This window comes from Solibacillus sp. FSL R7-0682 (genome assembly GCF_038005985.1).
Lineage (GTDB): Bacteria > Bacillota > Bacilli > Bacillales_A > Planococcaceae > Solibacillus.
Genome location: NZ_JBBOUI010000001.1, coordinates 244,728 through 270,369, shown reverse-complemented (window position 1 = coordinate 270,369; position 25,642 = coordinate 244,728). Strand labels below are relative to the sequence as shown.

At 35.9% G+C, this 25,642-nt stretch carries 24 protein-coding genes; 8 read left to right on the top strand and 16 right to left on the bottom strand.

The features are described 5' to 3' along the window. Window positions 1–193 precede the first annotated feature (193 nt). The gene (locus MKZ17_RS01385) at window positions 194–982 is read left to right on the top strand and encodes a GNAT family N-acetyltransferase (RefSeq protein WP_340722036.1); all 789 of its coding nucleotides are present in this window, start codon (window positions 194–196) and stop codon (window positions 980–982) included. 46 nt (window positions 983–1,028) lie between these two features. On the opposite strand, the gene MKZ17_RS01380 is transcribed toward MKZ17_RS01385, so the two are convergent. Then, window positions 1,029–1,877, bottom strand: a complete 849-nt coding sequence (locus MKZ17_RS01380) for a MurR/RpiR family transcriptional regulator (protein ID WP_340722035.1) — start codon at window positions 1,875–1,877, stop codon at window positions 1,029–1,031. Between the two features lie 423 nt (window positions 1,878–2,300). Then, complete coding sequence (locus MKZ17_RS01375; protein WP_340725483.1) at window positions 2,301–3,461, bottom strand: MFS transporter; 1,161 nt, start codon at window positions 3,459–3,461, stop codon at window positions 2,301–2,303. Window positions 3,462–3,743: 282 nt separating this feature from the next. On the opposite strand from MKZ17_RS01375, the gene thrC reads away from it, so the two are divergent. The 3 genes from thrC (at window position 3,744) to MKZ17_RS01360 (ending at window position 6,490) form a co-directional block, all read left to right on the top strand. Next, on the top strand, window positions 3,744–4,802 hold the full coding sequence (gene thrC, locus MKZ17_RS01370; protein WP_340722034.1) for a threonine synthase: 1,059 nt from the start codon (window positions 3,744–3,746) through the stop codon (window positions 4,800–4,802). Next, window positions 4,799–5,698, top strand: a complete 900-nt coding sequence (gene thrB, locus MKZ17_RS01365; protein ID WP_340722033.1) for a homoserine kinase — start codon at window positions 4,799–4,801, stop codon at window positions 5,696–5,698. The genes thrC and thrB overlap by 4 nt, the downstream gene beginning before the upstream one ends. 144 nt (window positions 5,699–5,842) lie before the next feature. Beyond that, window positions 5,843–6,490, top strand: coding sequence for an NAD(P)-dependent oxidoreductase (locus MKZ17_RS01360; RefSeq protein ID WP_340722032.1), 648 nt, complete (start codon window positions 5,843–5,845; stop codon window positions 6,488–6,490). Window positions 6,491–6,541: 51 nt separating this feature from the next. Here MKZ17_RS01360 and zupT read toward each other — a convergent pair whose 3' ends face one another. From zupT to hflX, 11 genes are all read right to left on the bottom strand, one after another. After that, entirely contained in the window at window positions 6,542–7,363 is an 822-nt protein-coding gene (zupT, locus tag MKZ17_RS01355) for a zinc transporter ZupT (RefSeq protein ID WP_340722031.1), read from the bottom strand. Window positions 7,364–7,495: 132 nt separating this feature from the next. Next, a complete protein-coding gene (locus MKZ17_RS01350; RefSeq protein ID WP_340722030.1) occupies window positions 7,496–8,107 on the bottom strand; it encodes a phosphatase PAP2 family protein in 612 nt (203 codons plus the stop codon). Between the two features lie 157 nt (window positions 8,108–8,264). Then, complete coding sequence (locus MKZ17_RS01345; RefSeq protein WP_340722029.1) at window positions 8,265–8,597, bottom strand: antibiotic biosynthesis monooxygenase family protein; 333 nt, start codon at window positions 8,595–8,597, stop codon at window positions 8,265–8,267. A 64-nt stretch (window positions 8,598–8,661) separates the two neighbouring features. After that, window positions 8,662–9,705, bottom strand: a complete 1,044-nt coding sequence (locus tag MKZ17_RS01340; RefSeq protein WP_340722028.1) for a siderophore ABC transporter substrate-binding protein — start codon at window positions 9,703–9,705, stop codon at window positions 8,662–8,664. A gap of 183 nt (window positions 9,706–9,888) precedes the next feature. Then, window positions 9,889–10,656, bottom strand: a complete 768-nt coding sequence (locus tag MKZ17_RS01335; protein ID WP_340722027.1) for an iron ABC transporter ATP-binding protein — start codon at window positions 10,654–10,656, stop codon at window positions 9,889–9,891. Continuing rightward, window positions 10,653–11,609 (bottom strand): iron chelate uptake ABC transporter family permease subunit, encoded by a 957-nt coding sequence (locus MKZ17_RS01330; RefSeq protein WP_340722026.1) that lies wholly within the window; start codon window positions 11,607–11,609, stop codon window positions 10,653–10,655. The genes MKZ17_RS01335 and MKZ17_RS01330 overlap by 4 nt, the downstream gene beginning before the upstream one ends. Further along, entirely contained in the window at window positions 11,596–12,552 is a 957-nt protein-coding gene (locus tag MKZ17_RS01325; protein ID WP_340722025.1) for an ABC transporter permease, read from the bottom strand. Before MKZ17_RS01325 ends, MKZ17_RS01330 begins: the two co-directional genes overlap by 14 nt. Window positions 12,553–12,841: 289 nt before the next feature. Beyond that, entirely contained in the window at window positions 12,842–13,954 is a 1,113-nt protein-coding gene (menC, locus tag MKZ17_RS01320; protein ID WP_340722024.1) for an o-succinylbenzoate synthase, read from the bottom strand. A 20-nt stretch (window positions 13,955–13,974) separates the two neighbouring features. Then, entirely contained in the window at window positions 13,975–14,808 is an 834-nt protein-coding gene (locus MKZ17_RS01315; protein WP_340722023.1) for a GNAT family N-acetyltransferase, read from the bottom strand. Window positions 14,809–15,171: 363 nt separating this feature from the next. Further along, on the bottom strand, window positions 15,172–16,656 hold the full coding sequence (locus tag MKZ17_RS01310; protein ID WP_340722022.1) for a peptide MFS transporter: 1,485 nt from the start codon (window positions 16,654–16,656) through the stop codon (window positions 15,172–15,174). Window positions 16,657–16,927: 271 nt separating this feature from the next. Then, entirely contained in the window at window positions 16,928–18,205 is a 1,278-nt protein-coding gene (gene hflX / locus MKZ17_RS01305) for a GTPase HflX (protein WP_340725482.1), read from the bottom strand. A gap of 151 nt (window positions 18,206–18,356) precedes the next feature. Between hflX and MKZ17_RS01300 the strand changes: the two genes are divergently transcribed. The 4 genes from MKZ17_RS01300 (at window position 18,357) to MKZ17_RS01285 (ending at window position 23,592) form a co-directional block, all read left to right on the top strand. Beyond that, entirely contained in the window at window positions 18,357–19,520 is a 1,164-nt protein-coding gene (locus MKZ17_RS01300) for a class I SAM-dependent methyltransferase (protein ID WP_340722021.1), read from the top strand. A gap of 202 nt (window positions 19,521–19,722) precedes the next feature. Then, the gene (locus MKZ17_RS01295; RefSeq protein ID WP_340722020.1) at window positions 19,723–20,343 is read left to right on the top strand and encodes a DUF47 domain-containing protein; all 621 of its coding nucleotides are present in this window, start codon (window positions 19,723–19,725) and stop codon (window positions 20,341–20,343) included. Window positions 20,344–20,360: 17 nt separating this feature from the next. Further along, window positions 20,361–21,377: an inorganic phosphate transporter gene (locus MKZ17_RS01290; RefSeq protein WP_340722019.1), complete on the top strand. Its 1,017-nt coding sequence runs from the start codon at window positions 20,361–20,363 to the stop codon at window positions 21,375–21,377. A gap of 103 nt (window positions 21,378–21,480) precedes the next feature. Further along, the gene (locus MKZ17_RS01285; protein WP_340722018.1) at window positions 21,481–23,592 is read left to right on the top strand and encodes an MMPL family transporter; all 2,112 of its coding nucleotides are present in this window, start codon (window positions 21,481–21,483) and stop codon (window positions 23,590–23,592) included. 140 nt (window positions 23,593–23,732) lie between these two features. On the opposite strand, the gene MKZ17_RS01280 is transcribed toward MKZ17_RS01285, so the two are convergent. From MKZ17_RS01280 to MKZ17_RS01270, 3 genes are all read right to left on the bottom strand, one after another. Continuing rightward, window positions 23,733–23,957 (bottom strand): hypothetical protein, encoded by a 225-nt coding sequence (locus tag MKZ17_RS01280; protein ID WP_340722017.1) that lies wholly within the window; start codon window positions 23,955–23,957, stop codon window positions 23,733–23,735. Window positions 23,958–23,976: 19 nt separating this feature from the next. Next, window positions 23,977–24,438, bottom strand: coding sequence for a hypothetical protein (locus MKZ17_RS01275; RefSeq protein ID WP_340722016.1), 462 nt, complete (start codon window positions 24,436–24,438; stop codon window positions 23,977–23,979). A 101-nt stretch (window positions 24,439–24,539) separates the two neighbouring features. Further along, window positions 24,540–25,619 (bottom strand): AI-2E family transporter, encoded by a 1,080-nt coding sequence (locus tag MKZ17_RS01270; protein WP_340722015.1) that lies wholly within the window; start codon window positions 25,617–25,619, stop codon window positions 24,540–24,542. Between the last annotated feature and the right edge of the window lie 23 nt (window positions 25,620–25,642).

Genomic DNA, 25,642 nt, shown 5'->3' with positions numbered 1-25,642 from the left:
TTTCTTGTAAAATTCTTTCAAAAAACGTATAAATTTTATTAATTTTATGCTATTTTTGATAGATACGCACTATATTTAACCTTTAATCAACGGAATATCATAAATTAGTTGTCTCACTTACAACAACTAATTGATACACCTTCCACATTTAGGAAAATTAGACGTTTGAAATGATAGAAATGAGGATTATGAAATGAAAAAGATGGAAAAGAAATATATTCCATTAGCCCAATTTTTTGAGCTTTGTACACAGAATACTTTTACCCTAACATACGATGAAATTCAAAATATTATGGGGCATGAGCTTCCAAACGCTGCTTATTTAAATTTAAGTTGGTGGAAAAAAACAAAAGCTCCTTCTACCCATTATTTTGCTTGGACAAATTCTAACTACCAAGTCGTCCATGTAAATTTAGGACACTCTGTAACATTTTCGTGTGCACAGTTAGAAGAGTCAATTGATCAAAAGGCTAAAAATACTTTTATAACAAGACAAATTGAAGCCAATGATGCTCGTGCATTTATTAATTTACAAGAAGAAATTTTTTCACAATCCGAATTTGGATATTATGCGCCAGAGGAACAAGGTTTAACCGTGCAGCATGTTCGTAAAAAGATTGCCGAATGGCGAAAGCAAAAAACAAGCACGATTCTTTTATGTATTTATGATGGTAAGTTCGCAGGCTATTCAAAAATTATAGGGAATGAGGCTTCTCGTACAAAGCATATTGCCTCTGTACGAATTGCAATTCTCGATGCATTTAAACAAAAAGGACTTGCAGAAGCGCTACTAAAAGAAACTGAAAAATGGGCACGTGCAAATAATATTTCAAGACTTGAAGCAAATATTATGGCGCATAATGAAGCAGCCGTGAAATTATTTAACAAAATGAACTATCAAACAGAAGGTACACGCAAAAACGCCGTTCTACTTAACGATGAATTTATCGATGAAATACACTGCAGTAAAATTATTAAATAAATTTAATGTTAAAAAACGTAAAGGCCAAATTGACCTTTACGTTTTTTTACCCTAATGCACTAATGTTTTCTATATTAATTACTTCTCTTTTTTTTTGACGAAATTTTTCATACTGCTGTGGGTTTTGCTGTACCATCGACTCTACTAATACATGTAGTAATGCATAGATCGCAATCGTACGAGTAGCGCCACCTTCTAGCGCTGACTGAACAATTAACACTTCATTGGCTGGTTCTTTCATTGACACTAGTTTCTTATCTCGGATTGCTACAATCTTCACGTTTTTCCGTTTTGCAATCTCAACTGTCGTTACAATGTCTTCATATTCATCATTTAATGAAATCACAAATAACAGGGAGTCTTCATCCATAATTGCAAGCTGTTGTGCAATTTTATCTGCCTCATGCTGAATGAAAAATACTTGGTCTCGTAATGCAGAGAGATTGTTATAAATCCATAATGCCGCTGGAGCAGATTGTCTAAATCCTAAAAAATGAACTCTTTTTGCTTTATGTAATTGTTGAATTACTTCCTCTAAACTTTGTTCATTTAATTCATTAAATGTTTTGGTAATTCCTGTGATGTCTTGTTTGACAATGTCTGCACCAAGGGAATTTTTACCTTTTTTAGAAGGCGCTATTTTTTTGGTTTCCGCTATTTCCCCCTTATTAATCAAATACCCTCTTATTTTCTCTTGTAATTCACTAAATCCCGATAAATCCATTGCATAGCAGAAACGAATTACAGTTGACTCACTTACATCTGCAAGTCTCCCTACTTCAGAAGCAATATGTGTCGCAACTACGTTCGGATTATCAACCACAAATTGAGCTACTTTTCGTTGCCCCTTTGATAAACGAATATACTTTCTTTTTATCTCCTCACAAATACACACTTACCTACTACTCCCCTTCTCATATCAAATTTTTACAATTGAACTATTTCTCTTTTTTTTGCATTAAAAAATGGCCACAAAAAAAGAGCGACAAAATCATTCGCTGTCTTATCCGAGCAGTAAATTCTAATAATTAAAAAATACATTATCATGAATATAAATTGAATTCAATGAGTTTTCAGAAAAAACTTTAGTATACTAAAGAACTTCTACTTTTATGTAGAAAAATGACATGGTTTCGTAATATTTATGAGTAAAAGAAAAAAGTTTACCAAAAAATTTACTATACCCATTATATTAATAAGGATTAATTTAATGCATATTAACATAGTAGAGGTTCCTATAACTTATTAGTTCTAAAGCATTCTTTTACACAATAAAAGTAACCCTTTGCATAAGACAAAGGATTACTTTTTTGATTGTTTATTGTAATTCTGTTTGTTTTGTTTCTTTTCCTAAAAAGATAACAGCAGTTACTCCTATAACAATTGCTACACAGAATACTGTGAATACAACGCTAATATCATAACCTTTTGTTAACATCGTACCAACTAAGAGTGGACCAAAAATCCCTCCAACCCGACCAACAGCAGCAGCCATTCCTGCACCCGTCCCGCGTACAATTGCCGGGTATTGCTCTGGTGTATAGGCGTATAAGGCACCCCAAGCCCCTAAATTAAAGAACGACAAAAGCATCCCTGACACTAATAAAACAGCCATTGTTTCTGCACTACCAAATACGAAGGCACTTGCTGCAGTTCCTAATAAATACGTTACTAATACAAATTTACGTCCAAATTTCTCAATAAACCAAGCTGCTGTGAAATAACCTGGTAATTGTGCAAGGGTCATGATTAAAACATATTTAAAACTTGTAATTAGGTCGAATCCTTTTCCAACCATTACACTTGGTAGCCATAAGAACATTCCATAATATGAAAATACTACCGCAAACCATAAAACCCAAAGCATGAACGTGGAGCGCGCATATTTTTTCGACCAAACTTCCTTTATATTTTGAAAAACTGAACGCTGTTTTGACTCCGCTTTCACTGCAAATTGTGGGGAATCTGGTAATTTCATTCGAATATAGATCGCATAAAATGCGGGAATTGCTGTAATAATTAATGCCACACGCCACCCTTCAATTGGCCAGAAATCCGCCGGTATAACAAAGTACGAAATAATTGCTGCAATTAACCAACCAGCTGCCCAAAAGCTTTCAAGTAAAACAACGACGCGACCGCGTTCTTCTGCTTTTACACTCTCTGATACTAATGTAGATGCGACAGGTAGCTCACCACCAAGTCCCATACCGATGAAGAAGCGCAATATTAAAAACGCAGCTAAAGTGGTTGTTAATGCAGATAATCCACTTGCTACTGAAAATAAAATTAACGTCCACATGAAAATTTGTTTTCGACCAACTTTATCTGCAAGTACGCCAAATAGTAATGCCCCTACTGCCATACCAATCGAGTTTACACTACCGATCCATCCCATTTGACTACTATTTAATCCCCAATCAACGGCTAACGCGGCAATGACAAAAGAAAGAATTCCGACATCCATTGCATCAAACATCCAACCTACACCGGCTACGCCTAATAATTTATTACGTGAAATCGGTTGATTTTCACTTTTACCTTGACCCACTTTACCCCTCCGCCTTCCATCTGTCTTTACACCTGACTTAACGTTAATTATCATACATTTGTTTTTTAACTGTGACAACTACAATTTTATTTATCTAATAGTTTAGACAATTTACCTTTCCCTATTGAAATAGATGGCACATAGGTTTAAAATGTCTTGTATATAAAAACAACTGTTCATCTAGCGAGAACAAAAGGAGCTAAATTGTCTATGTGGAAAGGTCTCATCGAAGAATATAAACAATATTTACCTGTAACAGAAAATACACCTGCATTATCTTTAAATGAAGGGAACACACCGTTAATTCCTTTAGTGAATTTATCAAAGGAGCTTGGCATTGAATTATACGGCAAAATTGAAGGCGCAAACCCAACTGGTTCATTTAAAGACCGTGGGATGGTTTTTGCTGTAGCAAAAGCGATTGAAGATGGCTCAAAAGTCGTTATCTGCGCTTCTACAGGAAACACATCGGCAGCGGCTGCAGCCTATGCGACACGTGCTGGTATTCAATCCATCGTTGTAATTCCAAAAGGCAAAGTTGCTCTTGGAAAGTTAGCACAAGCTTGCATGTATGGCGCTAAAATTATCGAGATCGACGGCAACTTTGATGACGCCTTAAATATTGTTCGTAAAATTGGTGAAACTACGCCTATTGCTCTTGTAAATTCAGTCAACCCTTACCGTATTGAAGGTCAAAAAACTGCGGCATTTGAAATTGTAGATCAACTTGGTCATGCACCTGATTATTTATGCATCCCTGTAGGTAATGCCGGAAATATTACTGCATATTGGAAAGGTTTTAAAGAATATAATGATGTTAAGCAATGTGGTCTACCAAAAATGTATGGCTTTGAAGCAGAAGGTGCTGCTGCTATCGTAAAAGGCGAACCAATTGCGAATCCAGAAACAGTAGCAACAGCAATCCGAATCGGTAACCCAGCAAGTTGGAAATTTGCTGAGGCAGCTCGTGACGAGTCCGGCGGTATTATTGATTCAGTAACAGATGAAGAAATTTTAGCAGCCTACCAATTAATTGCTGGTAAAGAGGGCATTTTCGTAGAGCCTGGATCAGCTGCATCATTAGCTGGTGTAATTAAATCTGTTAAAGCAGGAAAAATTGCTCCAGGTAGCCGAGTTGTAACAGTATTTACAGGTAACGGTCTTAAAGATCCTGACACTGCAATGAACGTATCTACTGTTGATCTTGTCTCATTAAAAAATGATGAAGAAGAAATTCGCAACTATATCGAAGGCGTTTTCAATCTATGAGCAGTAAATGGCAAATCAAAGTCCCTGGAAGTACGGCAAATTTAGGACCTGGATTTGACTCGATCGGACTTGGACTTTCACTTTATTTAACGTTAGACATATCTTTGCAAAATGAGTGGGAATTTATTCATCTTGGAGAAAATGTCCCAGCAGATACAACGGTAGAAACTCATTTAATTTATAAAATTGCCCAACAAGTTGGCGAAAAATTTAATGTCACATTACGTCCTTGTAAAGTAGAAATGACAAGTGAACTACCGCTAGCTCGTGGTCTTGGAAGCAGTGCAGCTGCAATTGTTGCAGCAATTGAATTAGCGAATATTTTAGGTGATTTAAACTTATCGACACAAGATAAGCTGAATATTTCCTCTCAAATTGAAGGACATCCTGATAACGCGACTGCCTCTGTATTAGGAGGATTAACTGTATCTTCAATGGATGAAGAAGGTATTGTTGATACAATCCATATTGCAGAAGTCGAAGCGGCATTCGTAGTATTTATTCCAAATGTAGAACTGAAAACAGCAGAATCTCGTAGTGTATTACCTGCCCAATTTGAGCGAGGCTATGCTGTTCGAGCAAGTGCTCATGCCAATATGCTTGCAGCATCATTAATTGCTAAAGACTTTGAGCGAATTGGTCGTTATATGGAAGCAGATCTTTTCCATGAGCCTTATCGTTCTCAACTTATTCCTGATTATAAAGAAATTCATGAAGCAGCTAAAAAAGCGGGTGCATTTGGAACTGCCTTAAGTGGAGCTGGTCCAACTTTAATTTCAATTGTACCGAATGACATCGCTGAACAATTTGTAGTTTCAATGAAAAATCAGTTTCCTGCACATCAAATCGTATTAACAAAAGCCGATCCAATTGGCTCCACTGTAACTGTTATTTAATTTATCCTGCCCGACGAAAGTGTTTCCTCATACTTTCATCGGGTGTTTTTTTCCTCATCTTTTTTCTTCTCCACTTTCAACACGCATACTTTAGTCAATTTAAGGGTATATTATATTTTCTACTGTTAGAAAGGGGTAATATTTATGAAACTTGCAGTAATTGGAGCTGCTGGGAAAGCAGGTACACATATTTTAAGAGAGGCCATAATGCGCAACTTAGATGTAACAGCTATAGTGAAAAATAAATCAATTCTACAAATTTCGGACATTCCCGTCATTGAATCGGATTTATTTACTTTGACAAAAGATCAGCTTACGCCATTTGATATTATTATTAATGCCTTTGCTCCTCCAACAGGGGAGGAACACTTACACATATCCGCAGGGCAACATTTCATTTCTTTATTAGAAAACACCTCCAAAAAAATAATTGGTATTGGGAGCCCAGGATGCCTTTATTTAGATAAGGAGCAAACGAAACGATTAATGGATCACAAAGACTACCCAAAAGAACTAATCCCAAATGCAAAAGCACAGCTTCAATGTTTAGAAGACCTCGAAAACTCATCTATTCATTGGACATATATGATTCCGTCTGCAATGTTTGATTCAGATGGTCCTCGTACTGGACATTATCTTAAAGGTGAAGGTCGACTTTTAGTAAATTCTCAATTTAATAGTTATATTAGTTATGCTGACTTTGCAGTTGCATTACTTGATGAAATCGAAAACAATGAACATCATAATCAAAGCTTTACGGTTGCTTCTGAAAATGTAACGACCGCTTCATAATTGAAATTCATAACAAAAGGAGCCTCCCGATGGAAAGCTCCTTTTTAATCATTAAATTAATAACACTAGACTAATTGCCATCACGGCCATACCAGCAACTAAACCATATATTGAAGAGTGCGCCTCATCGTATTTTTTAGCTGCCGGCAACAGTTCATCAATAGAAATAAAGACCATAATACCTGCTACCCCTGCAAAAACAACACCAAACAGGGTATCTGTCATAAATTGCATTAATATTAAATAAGCAATTAGTGCACCTAGAGGTTCTGATAATCCAGAAGCGAATGACCATTTAAAAGCCTTCATACGCTTCCCTGTTGCGTAGAAAATTGGAATAGCTACTGCAATACCTTCAGGGATATTGTGAATTGCTACAGCAATTGCTATAGCGATACCAACGCTTGGATCTTGTATAACAGACATAAAGGTCGCGATACCTTCCGGGAAGTTGTGTATAGCAATAGCTAATGCAGTAAATAATCCCATCTTCATCAAACGATCCGCTTCTATCTCATCGTTGCTTTGCATTTGTGCCTTCTGAACATCCTCTACAGACTTTACTTCATGAGGATTATTGCCCTTTGGAATGAAACGATCAATTAGAGCAATCAACAACATCCCTCCAAAGAAGCCAGCCAATGTTAACCAATATCCTTTTGTTTCACCATGAACATTTGTCAAAGCATCCTTTGCTTTCACAAAAATCTCTATTAATGACACATATATCATGACACCCGCTGAAAAGCCTAATGCAATTGACAAAAACTTTTTATTTGTACGAGTTGTGAAAAAGGCAATTAAACTACCAATCCCTGTAGCAAGCCCTGCAAATAATGTAAGGCCAAGTGCTAATAAAACATTTTCATCCATACAATTCTCCCTTTTTCTTATAACTATTACTCTGATTATAAATCATTTGTTTCCCTTGGACAAATTTTTTTAGTCAAGTAACATCTTATGTCAGAAACCAACTTTTAGCTTAAAAAATGAACTCCTTCCTATTTAGGAGCTCATATTATTAAACGCTCGTTTTCTTGATTCATACCATAAAATACAAATGATAAACCATGTATAGCCTATGCTCCACCCTGCAATTACGTCCGTAGCAAAGTGACGATCACCTGCTATGCGTGACAAGCCTATAAAGCAAACTAACAAAATGGCGGCAATCCAGAGGATTCTAATTTTCTTCTTGTTTGATAGCATTTCAGAAAATAAATACGCTAGCGTCAGCAAGTAAAGTATGCTCATTTGTGAATGTCCGGAGGGGAAACTAAAGGATGTTAATTGATCAATTATTTCTGGTCTTGGTCGTGCAAAATATAGTTTTAATGATTGATTCAGTGAATTCCCTACAGCAAATGTTAAAATGATGAGTAGCATCCCTCGGTAATTTCTTTTTCGAACCCATAAATAGATCGACATCACAATTGCTACAGCTACGATAAATTTGGGCTCCCCAAGATGATGAAAAACAAGGAAAAATGAGTTGCCCCTTAAAAGAGATGCCATCTTATCATCAAATGAAAGAAACGACGGATTGTTAATGTTCAATGCGATACCTATAAAAATAAAAAAGGTAGCTAGAGCTAACGGATATGCCCATTTTTTCATTTACATTTCTCCTCACATATACTCTTTTTCATCTTATTATCACTTATATATGAAAAAGGGAGCTTTTTTAAACATAAAAAAGTTGTTCCTTTAACTAGATGGTTAAGTGAACAACTTTATTATTTATCTACCTTTTCTTACCCTACTATACACGAGCTCATTCTACTACTGTATAATTTCCATGTTCCATTGAAATGACGAACTCTGGTTTTGGTGGCTTTCCACCATGCTCTTTAATTTTAGCTTTATGACCAGCAATATGCTCAGGGCTTTTTTCCCAAGCTTTCCATGCCTCCTCAGAGTCCCAGCGGATGATCATTATAACTTCTTCTTCACCACGGCGGACATTTTTTACTAGTAGCTCACGACTAATAAATCCTTCACGTTGTTCTAATAAAGATGGTCCTTGATCTGGCTTTTTGCTAAAGCGCTCAATAATTTTTTGTGAATTGCCTTCAGTTACAATCCATTTACGAATTTGTACGAACATATAACCAGCTCCTTTTATTAAAAAAGAGCATGCCTCCCGTGAGACATGCTCCATATTCATTGAATTATTTTAATTCGTTTAGAATCTCATCTAATTTATCCGCTTCAGTTGTTACACCGTTTGAAGAGAAGTACCAGTTAACTCCGTCTAAGTATACGATTTTACCTTCTTTGTAAGCGCGAGTTTTTTTGATGATATCGTTTTCGATGTCAGCTTTGATTGTCTCTACGTCAGAAGCTGTACGGTCGATTACTAATAATACTTCTGGGTCTACAGAAAGGATCGACTCATAAGAGAAGTCTGAACCGTGAGCTGAAGCTTTGATATCAGTTGTTGCTGGTTTGAAGCCAAAGTCATTGTATACATATGCAAAGCGAGAATCTGCACCGTTATCAAATCCAGAGATTTTTTTGTCGTTATACATTGCTACTAAAGCGTTCTCGTAGTTACCTGCTTTTGCTTTTACTTCGTCAACTTTAGCTTGTAAGTTTGCTTTTAACTCTTCCGCTTTTTCTTGTTTACCGAAGATATCAGCCGCTAAATCAACTGTTTCATAAACAGCATCAATGTAATTTTGGTTATCAGAACCGATGAAAACTACATTTGGTGTAATTTCTTTTAATTCTTCATAGAATTGAGTTTGGCGTCCAGAAATAAAGATTGCATCTGGATTTGCAGCTGCTACTTTTTCAAAGTCGATTGCTTTTAATGTACCAACGTCAGCTACTGAGTCAGTTAAATATTTTTCTTTTAAGTGCTCTGGGAAGTTACCTTTACCGCCGTTTGCAGCGATACCTACAATCCCTTCAACACCTAATGCATCTAATGTATCTAAGAAACCATAATCGAATACAACAATATTCTCTGGCATTTTATCGAAAGTTACATCTTCAAATACTTGTTTTTTTCCATCTTCGCCTTCACGCTCAGCAGATAATGAAGAAACTGTCATAGGGAATACTGGCGCTTCTGCTACTTCTGATCCTGTTGTTTGCTCTGTTTCAGCAGGTTCATTTGTGTCACCTGCAGTTGATGTTTCTTCATCTGAACCACACGCCGCTAACATTAATGTTAAAGCTGCAGCAGTTAAAAATTTCCACTTTTTCATTATTTCTTTCTCCTCCTAATTTGCATCACTCTAAACGAGAGTGATAATCGTTTTCATTAAGCTAACGTTATTCTAATCTAACTGTTTAATGTTGTCAATTAATTTCACGAAATTAATTTTCATTCTCATTTAAATTAAGGAAAGAAATGTATATGTAATAACTAGTTATACATTTCCTAACCATTATGTGTGAGAGTTAAAATACACACAAATTCGACAACCATCCTGCTCTTGAACTGGTATATGCATATCGTATACATCACGTAAAGCTTCTGAATTAATAATTTCATTCGTTGGGCCATCTTTTACTAGACGGCCATCTTTTAAAGCAACAATTCGATCTGAGTATACTGAAGCAAAGTTAATATCATGTAGCACAATTACAACCGTTTTCCCTAACTCATCCACAAGCTTGCGCAAAATTTTCATAATTTGAACCGAGTGTTTCATATCTAAGTTGTTTAATGGCTCATCTAACAAAATATATTCTGTATCCTGTGCGATGACCATAGAAATAAACGCACGCTGCTTTTGACCGCCTGATAGCTCATCTAAAAACTTATCTTGCATGTCCTCTAAGTTCATATATTCTAAAGCTTGATCGACAATTTTTTCATCCTCTGCATTTAAACGACCTTTTGAATACGGATAACGACCAAATGATACAAGTTCACGAACTGTTAAACGTATATTTAAATGATTTGCCTGTTTTAAAATTGCAACACGTTTTGCAAATGCATCGGATTTCATTTTTTTAACGTCCGTTTGATCTAAAAAAACTTCGCCAGTATCTGCATCTAATAGACGACTCACCATCGATAATAACGTAGATTTACCTGCACCATTAGGACCGATGAATGAAGTAATGGCTTTTGGCTGAATTTGTAACGTGACATTTTCAACAACTGGTTTTTTCCCAAAGCTTTTAGAAAGTCCTTTTATTTCAATCATCCTGCTCTCCTACTTTCTTTTAGTAATAAGTAAATAAAGTAAATACCACCCACAAAATTAATCACGACACTAATTGTTGTATTTAAATGGAAGATATGCTGTACAAGGAACTGTCCACCGACTAATGCAATAATACTAATTAAACTCGCACCAATAATTAAAACTGAATGCTTGTACGTAGCTAAATATTGATACGCTAAATTTGATACTATTAACCCTAAAAACGTTACTGGTCCAACAAGTGCAGTTGAAACAGCAATTAAAACAGAAGATAAAATTAATACTTTTAGCACAATTTTATCATAATTCACACCTAAATTAATGGCGTTATCGCGTCCAAGTGACATTACATCTAAATCACGTAATAAACGATAGCCGTAAATAAACGCTAGCCCTAAGATTACGACTGCAATAAGCAATAGTTCCGTTTTTACGTTCATAAAGCTTGCAAATAGACGCCCTTGTAAACTTTCGTACTCGACTGGATCAATTAAAACTTGCATAAAGGTTACTAAACTTCCTAAAAGTGTACCAATAATCATTCCCGCTAATAATAAGAGGAAGATTGGGTATTTATCTGCTCGGAATAGGAATCGATAAAGTAATAAGGCGAATAAAACCATTGCAAAAATGGCTGTTCCGAAGTTTAAATAACGACTCACTACAAAAATCGAGGCTGAACCAGCTGTAAAATAAATAACAGTTTGTACGACCTCATACATTGAGTCTACACCCATCATAGAAGGGGTTAATAAGCGATTGTGTGTAACTGTTTGGAATATGACAGTTGCAAATGCAATGGCTGTACCTGTAATAACCATCGCAAATAGTCGTTCCAATCGTTTTGGAAAGGCATAACTGAAGCCACCTTGAATGTTATAAAAGGCAAATAACGCCATAAAAATCAATGCAATAACTGCTAGTATTATTAGCTTTGTACTATTTTTTCGCATATGCTTTCCCCCTAAATAACATAATTAAGAAGATTGCACTACCTATTACAGCTACCGTTGTATTCACTGGAATTTCAAACGGATGTACAATTACTCGGCTAATAATATCACAAGCTAATAAAAATGCTGAACCCATGAAAATCGTATGAGGAATTGTTTTTCTTAAATTATCTCCTAAATAAAGTGATACAAGATTCGGTACAATTAAACCTAAGAAAGGAATAATCCCTACTGTTAAAACAACTGTTGTTGATATGATTGTAACGATAACTAATCCAATATTTAAAACTGTACGATAACTTAAGCCTAAGTTTTTGGCAAAGTCCTCCCCCATACCTGCTACAGTAAACTTATTCGCATAAATATAAGCAAGTATAATGGCTGGGACCGCTACATATAGCAGCTCATAACGACCCGATACAACTAAAGTAAAGCTACCTAGGAAGAATGAGTCAACATTTTGTAAAACATCTGCTTCATACCCTAAAAAGGTAGAAATAGCTCCAATAATATTACCGTACATAATACCGATAAGTGGAACGAAGATGACATCCTTAAATTTAATTCGCTCTAATAGCTGCATAAAGATAAATGTTCCGATTAAAGCAAAAGTAAAACTAAATATGATTTGTCCCATATAAGACATACTTGTAAAGAAAATCATTGATACAATTACACCAAGTTTTGCTGCATCAAGAGTACCCGCTGTTGTTGGTGATACGAACTTGTTGCGACTTAAGCTTTGCATAATTAAACCAGCAATACCCATCCCTGCCCCTGCAAGTATAATCGCCATTAATCGAGGTAGACGGCTCATTAGAAAAATCTGCGTTTTATCAGAGTCCCAATCAAGTAAATCCGTCGGCTTAATATCAATTGCCCCGATAAATAGTGATATAAAGGATAAGATGATGGTTGCTGTCACTAGCATCCAAAGTCTCATTTCATTCTCCTACTATTATATATATTTTTAATTCTCATTGAAAATGATTATCACTTTTTCCTATTCAATTATAGCGAGCTAGTGGATGAAAATCAAACCGCCATTCAATACCTATAAAAATATTTATCTATCTTTCTAACATTCATGTAATTTCGAGATTATTTTCATTTATCCGAGATTCTATGTACCATCAACATATTGTCGAAAGAAAAAGGTTGTATAAAAAGGAGTACCCCTTTTTATACAACCTTCCCTATGCTGTAACACCTTTTATAACACTTGATACCACTCAAACGGCACGTATTGTTTTTTTATAAATCGTATGTTTTTGCAATACTTGACGATTTATTTCATGTCCGAACCCCACTTCTGATGGAACCGTAATATAACCATCTTGAACTGTCACTTCGGGTGTAATAATATCCTCATACCAATAGCGTGAAGAGGCAGCGGTATCACCAGGCAATGTAAAATTCGATAAACTTGTTAGCGCTACATTATGTGCCCTTCCAATTCCTGCTTCTAGCATACCACCGCACCAAACTGGTATTTGATGCAATGCACAGAAATCATGAATGCGTTTTGCTTCACTAATGCCACCTACTCTTGCAATTTTAATATTTATAACACCACAGCTCCCAAGCTGGATCGCTTTACGTGCATCTTCTAATGAAGTGATACTTTCATCTAAGCAAATTGGCGTTTTGATTTGTTTTTGCAATGTCGCATGATCGATTAAATCATCATGAGCAAGCGGCTGTTCAATCATCAATAAGTTAAATTGATCAAGTTGCCTTAATAAATCAATCTGTTCTAACGTGTAAGCTGAATTTGCATCTGCCATTAATGGAACATGAGGAAACGCTCGACGAATCGTACGTAAAAGGTCGATATCTTTACCTGGCTTAATTTTTACTTTAATCCGTTTATAACCTTGCTCTAAAAAGCTGTGGATTGTTTCAATAAGCTGCTCATCCGAGGGTTGTAGCCCAATACTAATTCCAACCTCAATTTGTTTTTGCACACCTCCAATTGCTTCAGCTAATGACTGCTTTGTCAGCTGTGAGTAAATATCCCAAACTGCCCCTTCTATCGCTGCTTTAGCCATGTTATTACGTCGAATCGGGCGAAATCGTTCATATACCTCATCCGGATGCGTTAGCTCAACTTGAAGAAGCTGTGGAATTAAAAAATCTTCTAACAGATGAAGCGATGTTTTGAACGTTTCCTCCGTATAAGTTGGCTCCTCAAAAGCCACGCCTTCTCCCCATCCTACTATGCCTGTCTCGTCTGTTGCTTCCAATACAATAAAACGTTTATTTTGCATCGTTCCAAGGCTCGTAGTGAACGGAGTTTTCATTTTCATTTCTACTTGATAAATTGTTACCTCTACTAGCTTCATTAAATACAATCGCTCCTATTTTATAGAGCAAATAAAGAACGCTTTACAAGCACGTATTCACAAATATGCTCATTTTGTTTTGATAAATGAATGATTTTATAGTCTTGCTCAAATAATGACTGTAAAATATGGCGTGTTTTGTATCGCCAATCTTCTGCAAGCGCCGGGCTTTCAACCTTGATTTTTTGGAAATTAGCTGGAATAGGTAATATATAGGCATCGTTAATAAATGACTCGTCTTTGTCAAAACGTTTTTCCTCATCTAATAATGGTAAGCCTTGTTTCGTTAAAGACCAATTTACAATCGGCTTTGCTTCGTCGAGAATTTCTTCTACTTTCGCATTCCATCGTAAGTAATCATTATCGACAAGCTGCCATTCTACACAAAGTCTGTCCGTTGGCAAATCACGGTTAAACGGATCTTCCATTTCCCCATAGCAGTTTGGAATGTACGTATCACTATAGCTACGTAGTTTAGAGAAATTTATAAATCCACTGCGGGCCTCTAATGGATCAAATGTCCATCGGCAATTTCGATATCCACGTTCAGTTGCAATGTCTTTTAAATAAATTTTCATGAGTTCGCCAATACCCTGCTCACGATAATGTCGTTTTACACCGAGCATATGGGAATATAAATAAACTTCTTCATTCATATATCCCGGGCAACTATAATTAAAACCAACAAGTTCATCATTCAAATAAGCACCTAAAACAATTCCACCATTGCGAATTGTTGCAATCGTCTGGTGCACAGGAATACTACCTACCGCCCAAATATCATGTTCTAGCTTTCTTGCTTCTTCAATTTGCTCAATTGTAGTCAATTCCTTTACTGTCACTGATTCTAACATAGTTTCCGTCCTCTCCTAAAGGTACTTTTTGTAAGGCTAAGCTCACTACTCTTAAAAATATTTCAGCTCCAATAATAAGTCGTTCTTAAATGAACGACCTAGTTGGATGGTGTAACCGTGACAATAATCTTCATCCAAAATTAAGCATGGATGCCGTTATATCGGGAGTGCTTTTTTGTATATAGTGTAAATCTTCCCCACTTGAAGTATGAATAGCCGGTTTTAAATATGCTTTCCCCCGACGGTTTTATCCCATTATATACCACTTTCATAACTTTAAAGTAGTTATCTTTTATTATTCCTTTTTTCACCCAATAAAAAACCCCCTATTTATAGAAACAACTATAAATCAGGGGTCAAAAACTATTTAATACCGCGCATTGCTTTTGAAATAATCGGTGAAATAAATAAGATGATAATACCTAAAACAATCGATAAACCACCTAATACACCAAAGTACATTGTTTCTGAAACAACTTCGTAAACACGTACTAATTGTGCGTTAATTGCTTGTGCAGCCGCAGCAGCTAAGAACCATAGCGCCATTGTTTGACCAGCAAATGCTGCCGGTGCAAGTTTCGTTGTGGCAGATAATCCAACTGGTGAAAGTAATAATTCGCCTAATACTACTAGGAAGATTGAGAAGACAACCCATAAAGGATTAACTAATGTATCTTCCGGTGTTAAAACGATTGCAGCAATCATAATGAGAAATGATGCACCTGAGAAGAATAATGACATAGCAAACTTCTTCGGTGTTGAAGGACCACGGTCACCTAACTTCGTCCAAAGAATCGCAAATAATGGTGCAATTGCAATTATAAATAATGGATTAAATGATTGGAACCATGCTGCTGGAATATCAAAACCCCAAAGGTTTAAGTTTGTACGTGTATCAATGAATGTCGCTAAAATTGTTGAAGACTGTTCAGCGATTGCCCAGAACATTACCGCACAAAGGAATAATGGTACGTAGGCTAATAAACGAGATTTTTCATCCGCATTTGTTTTTGGACTACGGTACATATAAATAATAAATACTGTAGGTATTAAAATACCTAATGCTGTGATTAATAATGAGAAGTTTTCAATGCTTGCATGCCCTGTCTTATAAGCGATAGCACCTAAAATAACAATAACGATACCACCAATTATAAAGTTACGGGCAGATGTTTTCTTTTCTTTAGCAGTTAATGGATTCGGCGGCATTGAACCCGCTAATCCTAAGCTTTTTTGTGACATTAAATAAACAACGAGACCAATAAACATACCAACTGCCGCTACTGCGAATCCAGCATGGAAGCCCCAGTTTTTTTGGAATAACCCTACTAATAAAGGTGCTAGGAAACCACCCATGTTAATACCCATGTAGAAAATAGAGAACCCTGAATCACGACGTGCATCGTTATCTGAATATAAATCCCCTACTACTGATGATACGTTTGGTTTTAATAACCCTGTCCCAATAATGATGAAGAACATTGATAAGTACAATGCGGTTACCCCTAAAGGTAATGCAAGTAAAATATGGCCGACCATAATTAAAATACCACCGTAGAATACGGCTTTACGAGTACCTGTAATGCGGTCAGCAATCCAACCCCCAATAATACCTGACATGTAGATTAATGATCCGTAAATCGACATAATAATACTTGCCTGTGTACGATCTAATCCTAATCCACCATCTTTAACGGCATAGTACATATAGAAGATAAGAATGGCACGCATACCATAGTAAGAAAATCGTTCCCAAAACTCTGTAAAGAATAATGTAAATAAACCTTTAGGCTGACCAAAGAAGCCGGTTTGAGGAACGGATTTCACGATTTCTTCTTTTGAATACATTTGAAATTTCCTCCAATTAATAAATATTCCGACAATTCAACTCATTGTCAGACGTCTGATAAATGCATTTAAACACTTTAACGCAATAGTTTGTTAAAATCAAGAATTCAATAATATGTTATAATTTTACGTATTTTCTTTATAATCAGATAAAATTAGAGTATCTCTAGCATCTTTACCCAAAGTTATTCGCTTTAGAACATTATTCAACTAAAAAATTTAAAGTAAAAAAGCACAGCTAGTAACGAAATGTTACAAACTGTGCTTTCCTTTATTTTACGACGTATTGTTCGTATTTATTGTAATCGGCTTCTTTTATTTCGACTTTAACAAGTGTCCCTTCTTCTTCATAGGACGTTGCCAAAATAGTAGCATACTCATTTAAATATGAAACAACGCCGCCCTGGTCATAAGGGATAAGCATGTCACATGTTTTGTAGTTTGCAAAAATTTGCTTACGAATTATTTCTACTAGCTCATCTAATCCTTTACCTTCCCTTGCAGAAATCCAAATATTATCGCCACTTACAAGCGGATATTCTACATTCGCTATATCCGATTTATTGTAAACATAAATTGTTGGAATGTCCTCTACGTCAATCGCTTTTAACGTTTCGTTCGTTACATCCATCATAAAACGGTAATCATCGTTGGATACATCCACTACGTGTAGTAGAAGATTTGCCTCACGGGCTTCCTCTAGTGTCGAACGGAATGCCTTAACTAAATGGTGAGGTAGCTTACTAACGAATCCAACCGTATCGGTTAATAGGAATGTTTTGTTATCTTCTAGCTCAATATTTCGAACAGATGTTTCAAGTGTTGCAAACAGCATGTCTTTTTCGAATACTTGCTTCGTATCATCTTGCCCCATTTTCGCAAGCAGTTGATTCATAATCGTTGATTTCCCTGCATTCGTGTAGCCTACAATAGAGACAACAGGTACTTCATTTTTACGTCGCTGCTTACGTTGTGTTTCGCGTTGTTCCTTTACAACTTCTAAATCTTTTTTGATTTTTGCAATTTGGTCTTCAATTTTACGGCGGTCCAGCTCTAACTTTGTTTCACCTGCTCCACGGTTTTTAAAGCCTCCACCGGTACCTCCACCTTGACGTGAAAGCGAAGCGTGTAGCCCAACTAAACGCGGTAGCATATATTGTAATTGAGCTAGTTCTACTTGTAGCTGAGCTTCTCGAGTTTTTGCACGTCGACTAAAAATATCTAAAATGAGCATCGTACGATCGATTACTTTACATTCTAAATCACGCTCTAAATTACGAATTTGAGAAGGTGACAACTCATCATTAAAAATAACAATATTGGCACCTGTTTCATCAAAAAAAGCTTTAATTTCTTCGATTTTTCCTGTACCTACATAATGAGAAGATGTGACACGCTCTAAATTTTGCGTCACAGTACCAACGACTTCTACATTTAGTGCCTCTGCTAAATTTGCTAGTTCTTCCATTGAATAATCAAAATGGTCATCCTTTTGTAAATTTACGCCGACTAATATGCCTTTTTCAATTAAAACTTCAACGTCTTTCATTAAATTCAATACTGTTGCCTCCTTAAAAATAACAAACGTCTCTTTATTTGCTAACATCGTAACATACAAAACAAAAATGTGTACAATCGCGCCTCTAAAGCGCATTATGATAAAATAATAAGAAATATTACTGAAAGAAAAGGCGGTTTTTATGGAATTCGAGCAAATGAAAGAGCAGCTACTTGCACTTTTTACTAATAAAACATTAATTCAAGCAACGATTAGTCAACCACGTCAAAAATCTAATGACTTAAAACGTGTAAAACTAAAGCCCGTCGAAATACGTGGCGAATATATGATTCAATTGGAATACCAATATGAACGCATTTTAAAGCACAGTAACATTCCACTCGCTGAATTAAATAGACAGTTCGACGAATTATTTGAACAGTTCCGCCAAGCGCATGTAGAATTTACAGAGCAAACAGTTCAAATTCAACTGTCGAAAAAAAACAAGGTTCTTTGGAAGACGGATAGAAGTACATCTTCTAAGCAACTTAACCTGTCACATAACCGCAAAAAACAATACTTATTAGATGATTCCCGAACGTATCCTTTTTTAGTACGTCTAGGTGTTCAATCAGATGACGGTAAAATAAAAAAACAAAAATACGATAAATTTAAGCAAATTAACCGATTTGTCGAATTTATCGATGATTCTTTAACTTACTTACCGAAAGATAAGCAAATACGAATTTTAGATTTTGGTTCAGGCAAGTCTTATTTAACATTTGCGTTGTATCATTATTTAAAAATCGAAAAAGGGCTTAATATCCGTGTGACAGGGCTAGACTTAAAGAAGGAAGTTATTGAAGAGTGCAATCGTATCGCACATGACCTACAATATGAGGATTTAGAATTCCTTGTTGGGGATATTAATGATTATAATGAGGAAACTGCTGTGGATATGGTTGTAACTTTACATGCATGTGATGTTGCAACAGACATGGCCTTAGCCCGCGCTGTTAGATGGGGAGCAAAGGTAATCTTAAGTGTGCCATGTTGCCAGCATGAATTAAACCGTCAGCTTCAAGCACCAGCGCTATCCATTATGACTCAGCATGGCCTTATTAAAGAGCGTTTTGCTGCACTAGCGACAGATTCAATTCGTGCAGAGCTACTATCACTTGTTGGCTATGAAACACAATTACTAGAATTTATCGATATGGAAAATACACCGAAAAATATTTTAATTCGTGCGTATTACACAGGTAATATGCCTACGAATGAGCAACGCGCGAAATATGTCGAATTTGTGCAGTTTTTATCCGCAAAACCATTTTTAGAAAATGAGTTACAAGATTATCTTAAATAAAAAACCAACTTTCTAGCTTATGACACTTTATTTCTAACGATCTTTTAGTACACCTTCTATTCTAATCTTTTCGTTATGTTACAGAATTGTAAAGTTTAATACCGTTCAAGTAAATTTTATGTAGATTTTTCAAAGATTTTGTTATGATAAGTGAGGTCATTTTTTTAAATCATTTTGATTATATAATTTCAGGAGGCATTCCATGTTTAGTTCAAAAAAACAAGATCCATTTTTCGCATCGCTTCTAAAGATTGCTGAAAACATGCGTGAAGCAGTACATTACGCAAATGATTTCCGCATCGAAACGGTTGCTGATTTAAAGGAAATTAGCGTTCGTATGAAGCAATATGAAACAGCCGGAGATAAATTAATTCATGAATTAATCGTTATGTTAAATAAGTCATTCATGACACCGATTGAGCGTGAAGATATTCTGGCATTAGCGATTCGTATGGATGATGTTTTAGATGGTGCAGAAGGAACAATCGGACATTTTGAAATGTTTTCATTAACAGATATCGATGAATCAATGCGCGATTTCCTAGTTTACATTGCAAAATCAACGGATGAAATCGTAAAGGCAATGGAGTTATTAAATAAAAAAGATCTTGTTGGAATGCGTCAGCACGCAATTTTAATTAAAGATTATGAGCGTGAGTGCGATGAAGTATTACGATCTTCAATTAAGCAGCTATTCTTAAATGAAAAAGATCCTATTCGCTTAATTAAATTTAAAGACATCTATGAACAGCTTGAAGAAATTGCAGACTACTGCCAAACAGTAGCCAATACAATCGAAACGATTATTATGCGTAACGCATAATTGGGGAGTCTTACTAAATGAACACACTATTAATCATTACTGTATTAGTTGTCGTATTCGCTCTAGCTTTTGACTTCATCAACGGTTTTCACGATACGGCAAATGCTATTGCAACGTCTGTCTCTACACGTGCATTACCACCTCGTGTGGCAGTATTAATGGCTGCGATAATGAACTTCCTTGGTGCAATTACATTTGTAGGTGTAGCCAAAGCGATTGCTTCTGATATCGTTGATCCATTTTCACTTTCAACACCTGAAACACCATTAGTCGGCTCTGTTGTAATTTTAGCTGCTTTGCTATCAGCAATTACATGGAATTTACTTACTTGGTATTTTGGTATTCCATCAAGCTCCTCACATACATTAATTGGTTCCCTTGCAGGCGCTGCTATCGCCGCTGCTGGGTTTGGCGCATTAAATTACAATGGCTTCACTAAAATTATTATTGCCCTTCTTGCTTCACCAATTATTGCAATTTGTGCCGGCTATTTAATGATGACATTAATGAAATTTATCTTTAAAAATATGAATCTGTATAAAACGAATAAAGGCTTCCGTATTATGCAAATTTTCACTGCTGCGATTCAATCATTTACACACGGTACAAATGACGCGCAAAAAGCAATGGGTATTATTACAATGGCATTAATTGCTGCAAGCTGGCAAACTACCGATGATGTTCAAGGGTGGGTACGATTTGCCTGTGCACTTGCAATGGGTCTAGGTACTTCCATTGGTGGTTATAAAATCATCAAAACAGTCGGCGGCAAAATTATGAAAATTCGACCAGTTAACGGTGCTGCAGCTGACCTTTCTTCTGCATCGATCATTTTTGGGGCGACTTTAATCCACCTACCTGTATCGACTACGCATGTTATTTCATCAGCGATTATGGGTGTTGGTGCTGCACAAAACGTAAAAGGCGTAAACTGGGGAATTGCCCGAAAAATCGTTACAACTTGGATTATTACGATGCCAATCTCCGCTGTAATGGCCTCTATTATATACACCATTCTAAATATTTTCTTTTAAATACAAAGAGCTTGTCTAAATTTTTACATTTTAGACAAGCTCTTTTACTTTTTTCCTCACTATCTATTACACTATATATAATGAAATAGAAAGGCGGTATTATATGAAACATTTTGCAGCATACGTAACAAAATTTGCAAAGCCTATTATCGCAATTTGGATTGTCCTATTTGTCCTACTCGCTTATTTTGCGATTCAACTTCCTTCTAAATTACAAGGAGATGGATTTTTTGTTGATGACGAACATGTACGGGTAACAGAGCAGCTTTCTGAAACATTTGATTTACCTGCCAAAACCATTTTCGTTCTTTTCCAAAATCAATCGGATGAACAAATTGAAGCATTATTAACTGAACTAAAAAACATAAATGAAATTTCGAGCATTACTTCTCCAATAGGTGTAGCAAATTTGAATAAAGATGGCTATGCATACGCACTGCTCGATTTTGATAATACGATTACAGATTTTTTCCCTATTATCGATGAAATTCGTAAAGTTATTGGAGAAAACCCTTCTGTTTCGATTACTGGTGAGCCTGTTATTTCAAAGGATATTAATACAGCAAGTCAAAAGGATTTAATGAAAGCTGAAGCAATTGGAATTCCGATTGCACTAGTTGTTTTATTACTTGCTTTTGGAACCGTTGTCGCATCTCTTCTACCTATTTTAGTAGGAGGAGCAACGGTCATTATGGCTCTTGGTATAGTTGCTTTATTAGGTGATACTTTTAACCTCTCCATATTCGTTTTAAATATTGTTCCAATGCTCGGTTTAGCATTAAGCATTGATTTTGCTTTACTTTTTATTAACCGTTATCGAGAAGAACGCAACATGGATTCAGTCGAGTCTTCAGTGCAAACTGCGATTCAAACTGCAGGACGTTCCATCATTTTTTCTGCACTCTGTGTAATGATTGGACTTGGGGCGATGGTCATTATTAACGTTGAAATCTTTCAAAACATTGCACTCGGAGGAACGATTGTTGTATTTTTAGCAGTAATTACAGCACTAACATTGCTCCCTGCTTTAATTGTTCTACTTGGAGATCGCATAAATAAGGGTCGGCTATTCCGTATTAAACCGACTGCATCACGTTGGCAACGATTTGCTGCTTTAGTTATGAAGCGTCCTGTTATGATTATTGTAATCGCACTTATTTTATTAATTATTGCGATGGTACCAATAAAGGATATTAAGCTCACGATCCCTTCAACGGAATCACTACCTGCATCTTATGAGTCGCGCCAAACCTTTGATACGCTAGATGAGCAATTTGGAATTGCTTCAGAAACACCCGTATTTTTACTAGCGGAAAACTATGAGAGCTGGAACTCTACAGAAGGACGGGAAAAAATCTTTGATATTCAGCAAAAACTTTTGGATGATCCTTTAGTTGAACGTGTAACATCGATGTTCACAGCTGCAAATATCGATTCTGTTGAAATGTGGGAAATGACTAACAATCAACCACAAGCACCTGGAGTTTTGGATGCAGTTGCTGACAATTTTATTCAAGACGATAAAATGTATTTAATCGCCTATTTAAATGCGGATAGTGCTTCTTCAGAGGCACAGGCCTTTGTACGTGAATGGCAACAAGCAGATTTAGGTGTCGACTTTGGTTTATCGGGTCGCGCTAAATTTAATCAGGAGATTTTTGATGAAATTGCGGATAAAATTGGGATTGCTTTAATAATTATTTTAACCTCTACCTTTATTATTTTAATGATTGCGTTTCGTTCTATTTTAATTCCACTAAAAGCAATTATTATGAATATTATTGGGCTTGGTTCGACATTTGGAATACTCGTATACATTTTCCAATACGGACATTTTGGTATCGCCGAAGGAACAATTGTCTTAATTATTCCGGTTATCGTCTTCTGTTTAGTATTTGGCTTAAGTATGGACTATGAAGTATTTTTAATTTCTCGTATTCAGGAGGAGTATTTAAAAGGTTCAAGTAATACGAGGGCAACAGTAGATGGGCTTGTCTCAACTAGTAAAATTATTACTTCCGCTGCACTCATTATGATTGTAATTACCGGTGCCTTTGCTTTTACTGATGTTATGCCAGTAAAGCAAATCGGGATCGGCATTGCGATTGCCGTTGCGATAGACGCAACAATTATAAGGCTTATGCTCGTCCCAAGCTTTATGAAGTTATTTGGTGATTGGAACTGGTGGCTACCATTTAAGAAAACAAATCGATAAATAACTAAATTACACAAAAGTACGCATGAACGAAAGAATCCCGCTTACCAAAAATCAATAAGCGGGATTACTTTTTCGTTTATGAAGCTTTTATTTGGCAGCCGAATCGGATATAGCCTATTATTATCGACTACATTAAGTTAACTCAGACGAAGTAGCTCATCTGCTTGATAGAATGCCGACTTTGAATAGCTCGGCTGTTCGGTTTCATCTTGCTCAATTTGCTTACGTTCCTTTGGTTCCCATAACACATAAAAAGATTGAATTACAATAACGATAAGGATGGATGCAACAACAATTGTACCCATTATAATCTTTACCATTTTGTTGCCAGACATTTCTTTCCCTTGGTGCTCTTGTGCCATACTTCATACCCTCACTCATTTATTTTGAAAGTCGGAAACCTTCCTCACGTAAATAAGCAACGGCGTCTTCACGTGTACCAAAAGATTCCTCTAAATTCCCTTGGTGATAAATATTCCATGCACGATTATTAAATTCCAGCTCTAGCTGTGTACCTTCTCGAGAAGTCCACTTTTCAATAATCGGTGAGTCATCAATTTCTTCTGATAAATAATCAATTGCATCTGCTATAATTGCTCGTAACGTTACTTCATCGTAATCACGAATATTTACTAACCCTTTGTCGTTTGCTTCATTTTCGTATTTCAATAAATCTCCAACGAATACAAAACCATTACCATTAGGATGTAGCTTTTCGACAACGATTGTTTTTTCGTATAGGCTTTCTTCAAAATGATAATTTACACGTTTAAGTGAAATTTCCTTTTTCGACAATTGTGGAAAAGATTCAATAATTGATTGTTTTTGTTCAAATGTTAGCATTGTCTGCTCCTTTAATCGTTCTTTCTCAATAGCTCTAAGTATACTATTTTCCTGGGAAATAAAAAAGGCAGAGCATAGGCTTGTCACATATGCTCCACATTTTATACTGTTTTAGTGGCTGCCTCTTTAATTTTCTTACGTTCATGATAAATATTTTGCACAATTACCTTTATTACGGCATACGTAGGAATCGCCACAATAATACCGATAAATCCTGCAATATTACCTGCTGCTAGTACAAGTGAGATAACTGTTAGTGGGTGAATATCTAGCGATTTACCCATAATATTTGGTGTGATTAAATTACTTTCTACTTGTTGAGCTATGAGGGTAATGAGACATACCCAGATGACTAAAACCGGCTTTTGAATTAATGCGACAATGACCGCCGGAACGAGAGATACCCACGGTCCGATAAATGGAATCATATTCATAAAGAAGGCGAACATTGAAAGTAATAATGAATATTCTAAGCCGATAATTAAATAACCGATTAACATCATCACCGCAAGTAAAAAGCTAATTAATACTTGTCCTTGTACATAGCTTCGTAACACGCGATCAATATCCTCTAATGTCTCTTTAATCCATGTACGACGGTCACCGGTAAAAATATCGTAAATTTGCGGGGCGAATCTTTCATGGTCTTTCAACATAAAAATGAAGAAAAACGGCACTAAAATTAATGTAAATGTTGCAGAAACAGCCCCACTCACAACGTTCATTAACCACTTACTACTGAAAACCGCGATATCTTGAATAGAATTTATAATAGAGTTTATAAAATCTTCAATTTGCGGTGGTAAATTCTTACGATTATCCATAACAAATTGAATTGTTTCTTCAATTTGATTTGCAAGTGTTGGTGCATTTGTTACAAGACGATTAATTTGGTTGGCAATAGGTGTACCAACCAATAGTAAAAATGTCGTTAACCCTGCTGCTAGTAATAACACAATCGTCGTTAAGCTTCCCCATCTCGGCATACCACGCTTTTCTAACACACGTTGCAAAGGTTCCGTAATATAATACAAAACCCCACCAAGTAAAAGCGGGATTAAAATCGTATTGAAAATGATGATGATTGGATTAAAAATCGATTTAATTTCAATAAAATATTTAATGATTAATAAAGAAATTAAAACTCCTATTCCAACCTGAAACCAAAGTTTCTTTGTCATCGCTTCACTCCCTTTCGATATAC

Bases quoted from the DNA above. Each gene is read 5' to 3' on its own strand.
- MKZ17_RS01385 (WP_340722036.1), top strand. From the start codon at position 194: ATGAAAAAGATGGAAAAGAAATATATTCCATTAGCCCAATTTTTTGAG.
- MKZ17_RS01375 (WP_340725483.1), bottom strand. From the start codon at position 3,461: ATGTTTGATGCAATGGATGTCGGAATTCTTTCTTTTGTCATTGCCGCG.
- thrC (WP_340722034.1), top strand. From the start codon at position 3,744: ATGTGGAAAGGTCTCATCGAAGAATATAAACAATATTTACCTGTAACA.
- thrB (WP_340722033.1), top strand. From the start codon at position 4,799: ATGAGCAGTAAATGGCAAATCAAAGTCCCTGGAAGTACGGCAAATTTA.
- MKZ17_RS01360 (WP_340722032.1), top strand. From the start codon at position 5,843: ATGAAACTTGCAGTAATTGGAGCTGCTGGGAAAGCAGGTACACATATT.
- zupT (WP_340722031.1), bottom strand. From the start codon at position 7,363: ATGGATGAAAATGTTTTATTAGCACTTGGCCTTACATTATTTGCAGGG.
- MKZ17_RS01350 (WP_340722030.1), bottom strand. From the start codon at position 8,107: ATGAAAAAATGGGCATATCCGTTAGCTCTAGCTACCTTTTTTATTTTT.
- MKZ17_RS01345 (WP_340722029.1), bottom strand. From the start codon at position 8,597: ATGTTCGTACAAATTCGTAAATGGATTGTAACTGAAGGCAATTCACAA.
- MKZ17_RS01340 (WP_340722028.1), bottom strand. From the start codon at position 9,705: ATGAAAAAGTGGAAATTTTTAACTGCTGCAGCTTTAACATTAATGTTA.
- MKZ17_RS01335 (WP_340722027.1), bottom strand. From the start codon at position 10,656: ATGATTGAAATAAAAGGACTTTCTAAAAGCTTTGGGAAAAAACCAGTT.
- MKZ17_RS01330 (WP_340722026.1), bottom strand. From the start codon at position 11,609: ATGCGAAAAAATAGTACAAAGCTAATAATACTAGCAGTTATTGCATTG.
- MKZ17_RS01325 (WP_340722025.1), bottom strand. From the start codon at position 12,552: ATGAGACTTTGGATGCTAGTGACAGCAACCATCATCTTATCCTTTATA.
- menC (WP_340722024.1), bottom strand. From the start codon at position 13,954: ATGAAGCTAGTAGAGGTAACAATTTATCAAGTAGAAATGAAAATGAAA.
- MKZ17_RS01315 (WP_340722023.1), bottom strand. From the start codon at position 14,808: ATGTTAGAATCAGTGACAGTAAAGGAATTGACTACAATTGAGCAAATT.
- MKZ17_RS01310 (WP_340722022.1), bottom strand. From the start codon at position 16,656: ATGTATTCAAAAGAAGAAATCGTGAAATCCGTTCCTCAAACCGGCTTC.
- hflX (WP_340725482.1), bottom strand. From the start codon at position 18,205: ATGAAAGACGTTGAAGTTTTAATTGAAAAAGGCATATTAGTCGGCGTA.
- MKZ17_RS01300 (WP_340722021.1), top strand. From the start codon at position 18,357: ATGGAATTCGAGCAAATGAAAGAGCAGCTACTTGCACTTTTTACTAAT.
- MKZ17_RS01295 (WP_340722020.1), top strand. From the start codon at position 19,723: ATGTTTAGTTCAAAAAAACAAGATCCATTTTTCGCATCGCTTCTAAAG.
- MKZ17_RS01290 (WP_340722019.1), top strand. From the start codon at position 20,361: ATGAACACACTATTAATCATTACTGTATTAGTTGTCGTATTCGCTCTA.
- MKZ17_RS01285 (WP_340722018.1), top strand. From the start codon at position 21,481: ATGAAACATTTTGCAGCATACGTAACAAAATTTGCAAAGCCTATTATC.
- MKZ17_RS01280 (WP_340722017.1), bottom strand. From the start codon at position 23,957: ATGGCACAAGAGCACCAAGGGAAAGAAATGTCTGGCAACAAAATGGTA.
- MKZ17_RS01275 (WP_340722016.1), bottom strand. From the start codon at position 24,438: ATGCTAACATTTGAACAAAAACAATCAATTATTGAATCTTTTCCACAA.
- MKZ17_RS01270 (WP_340722015.1), bottom strand. From the start codon at position 25,619: ATGACAAAGAAACTTTGGTTTCAGGTTGGAATAGGAGTTTTAATTTCT.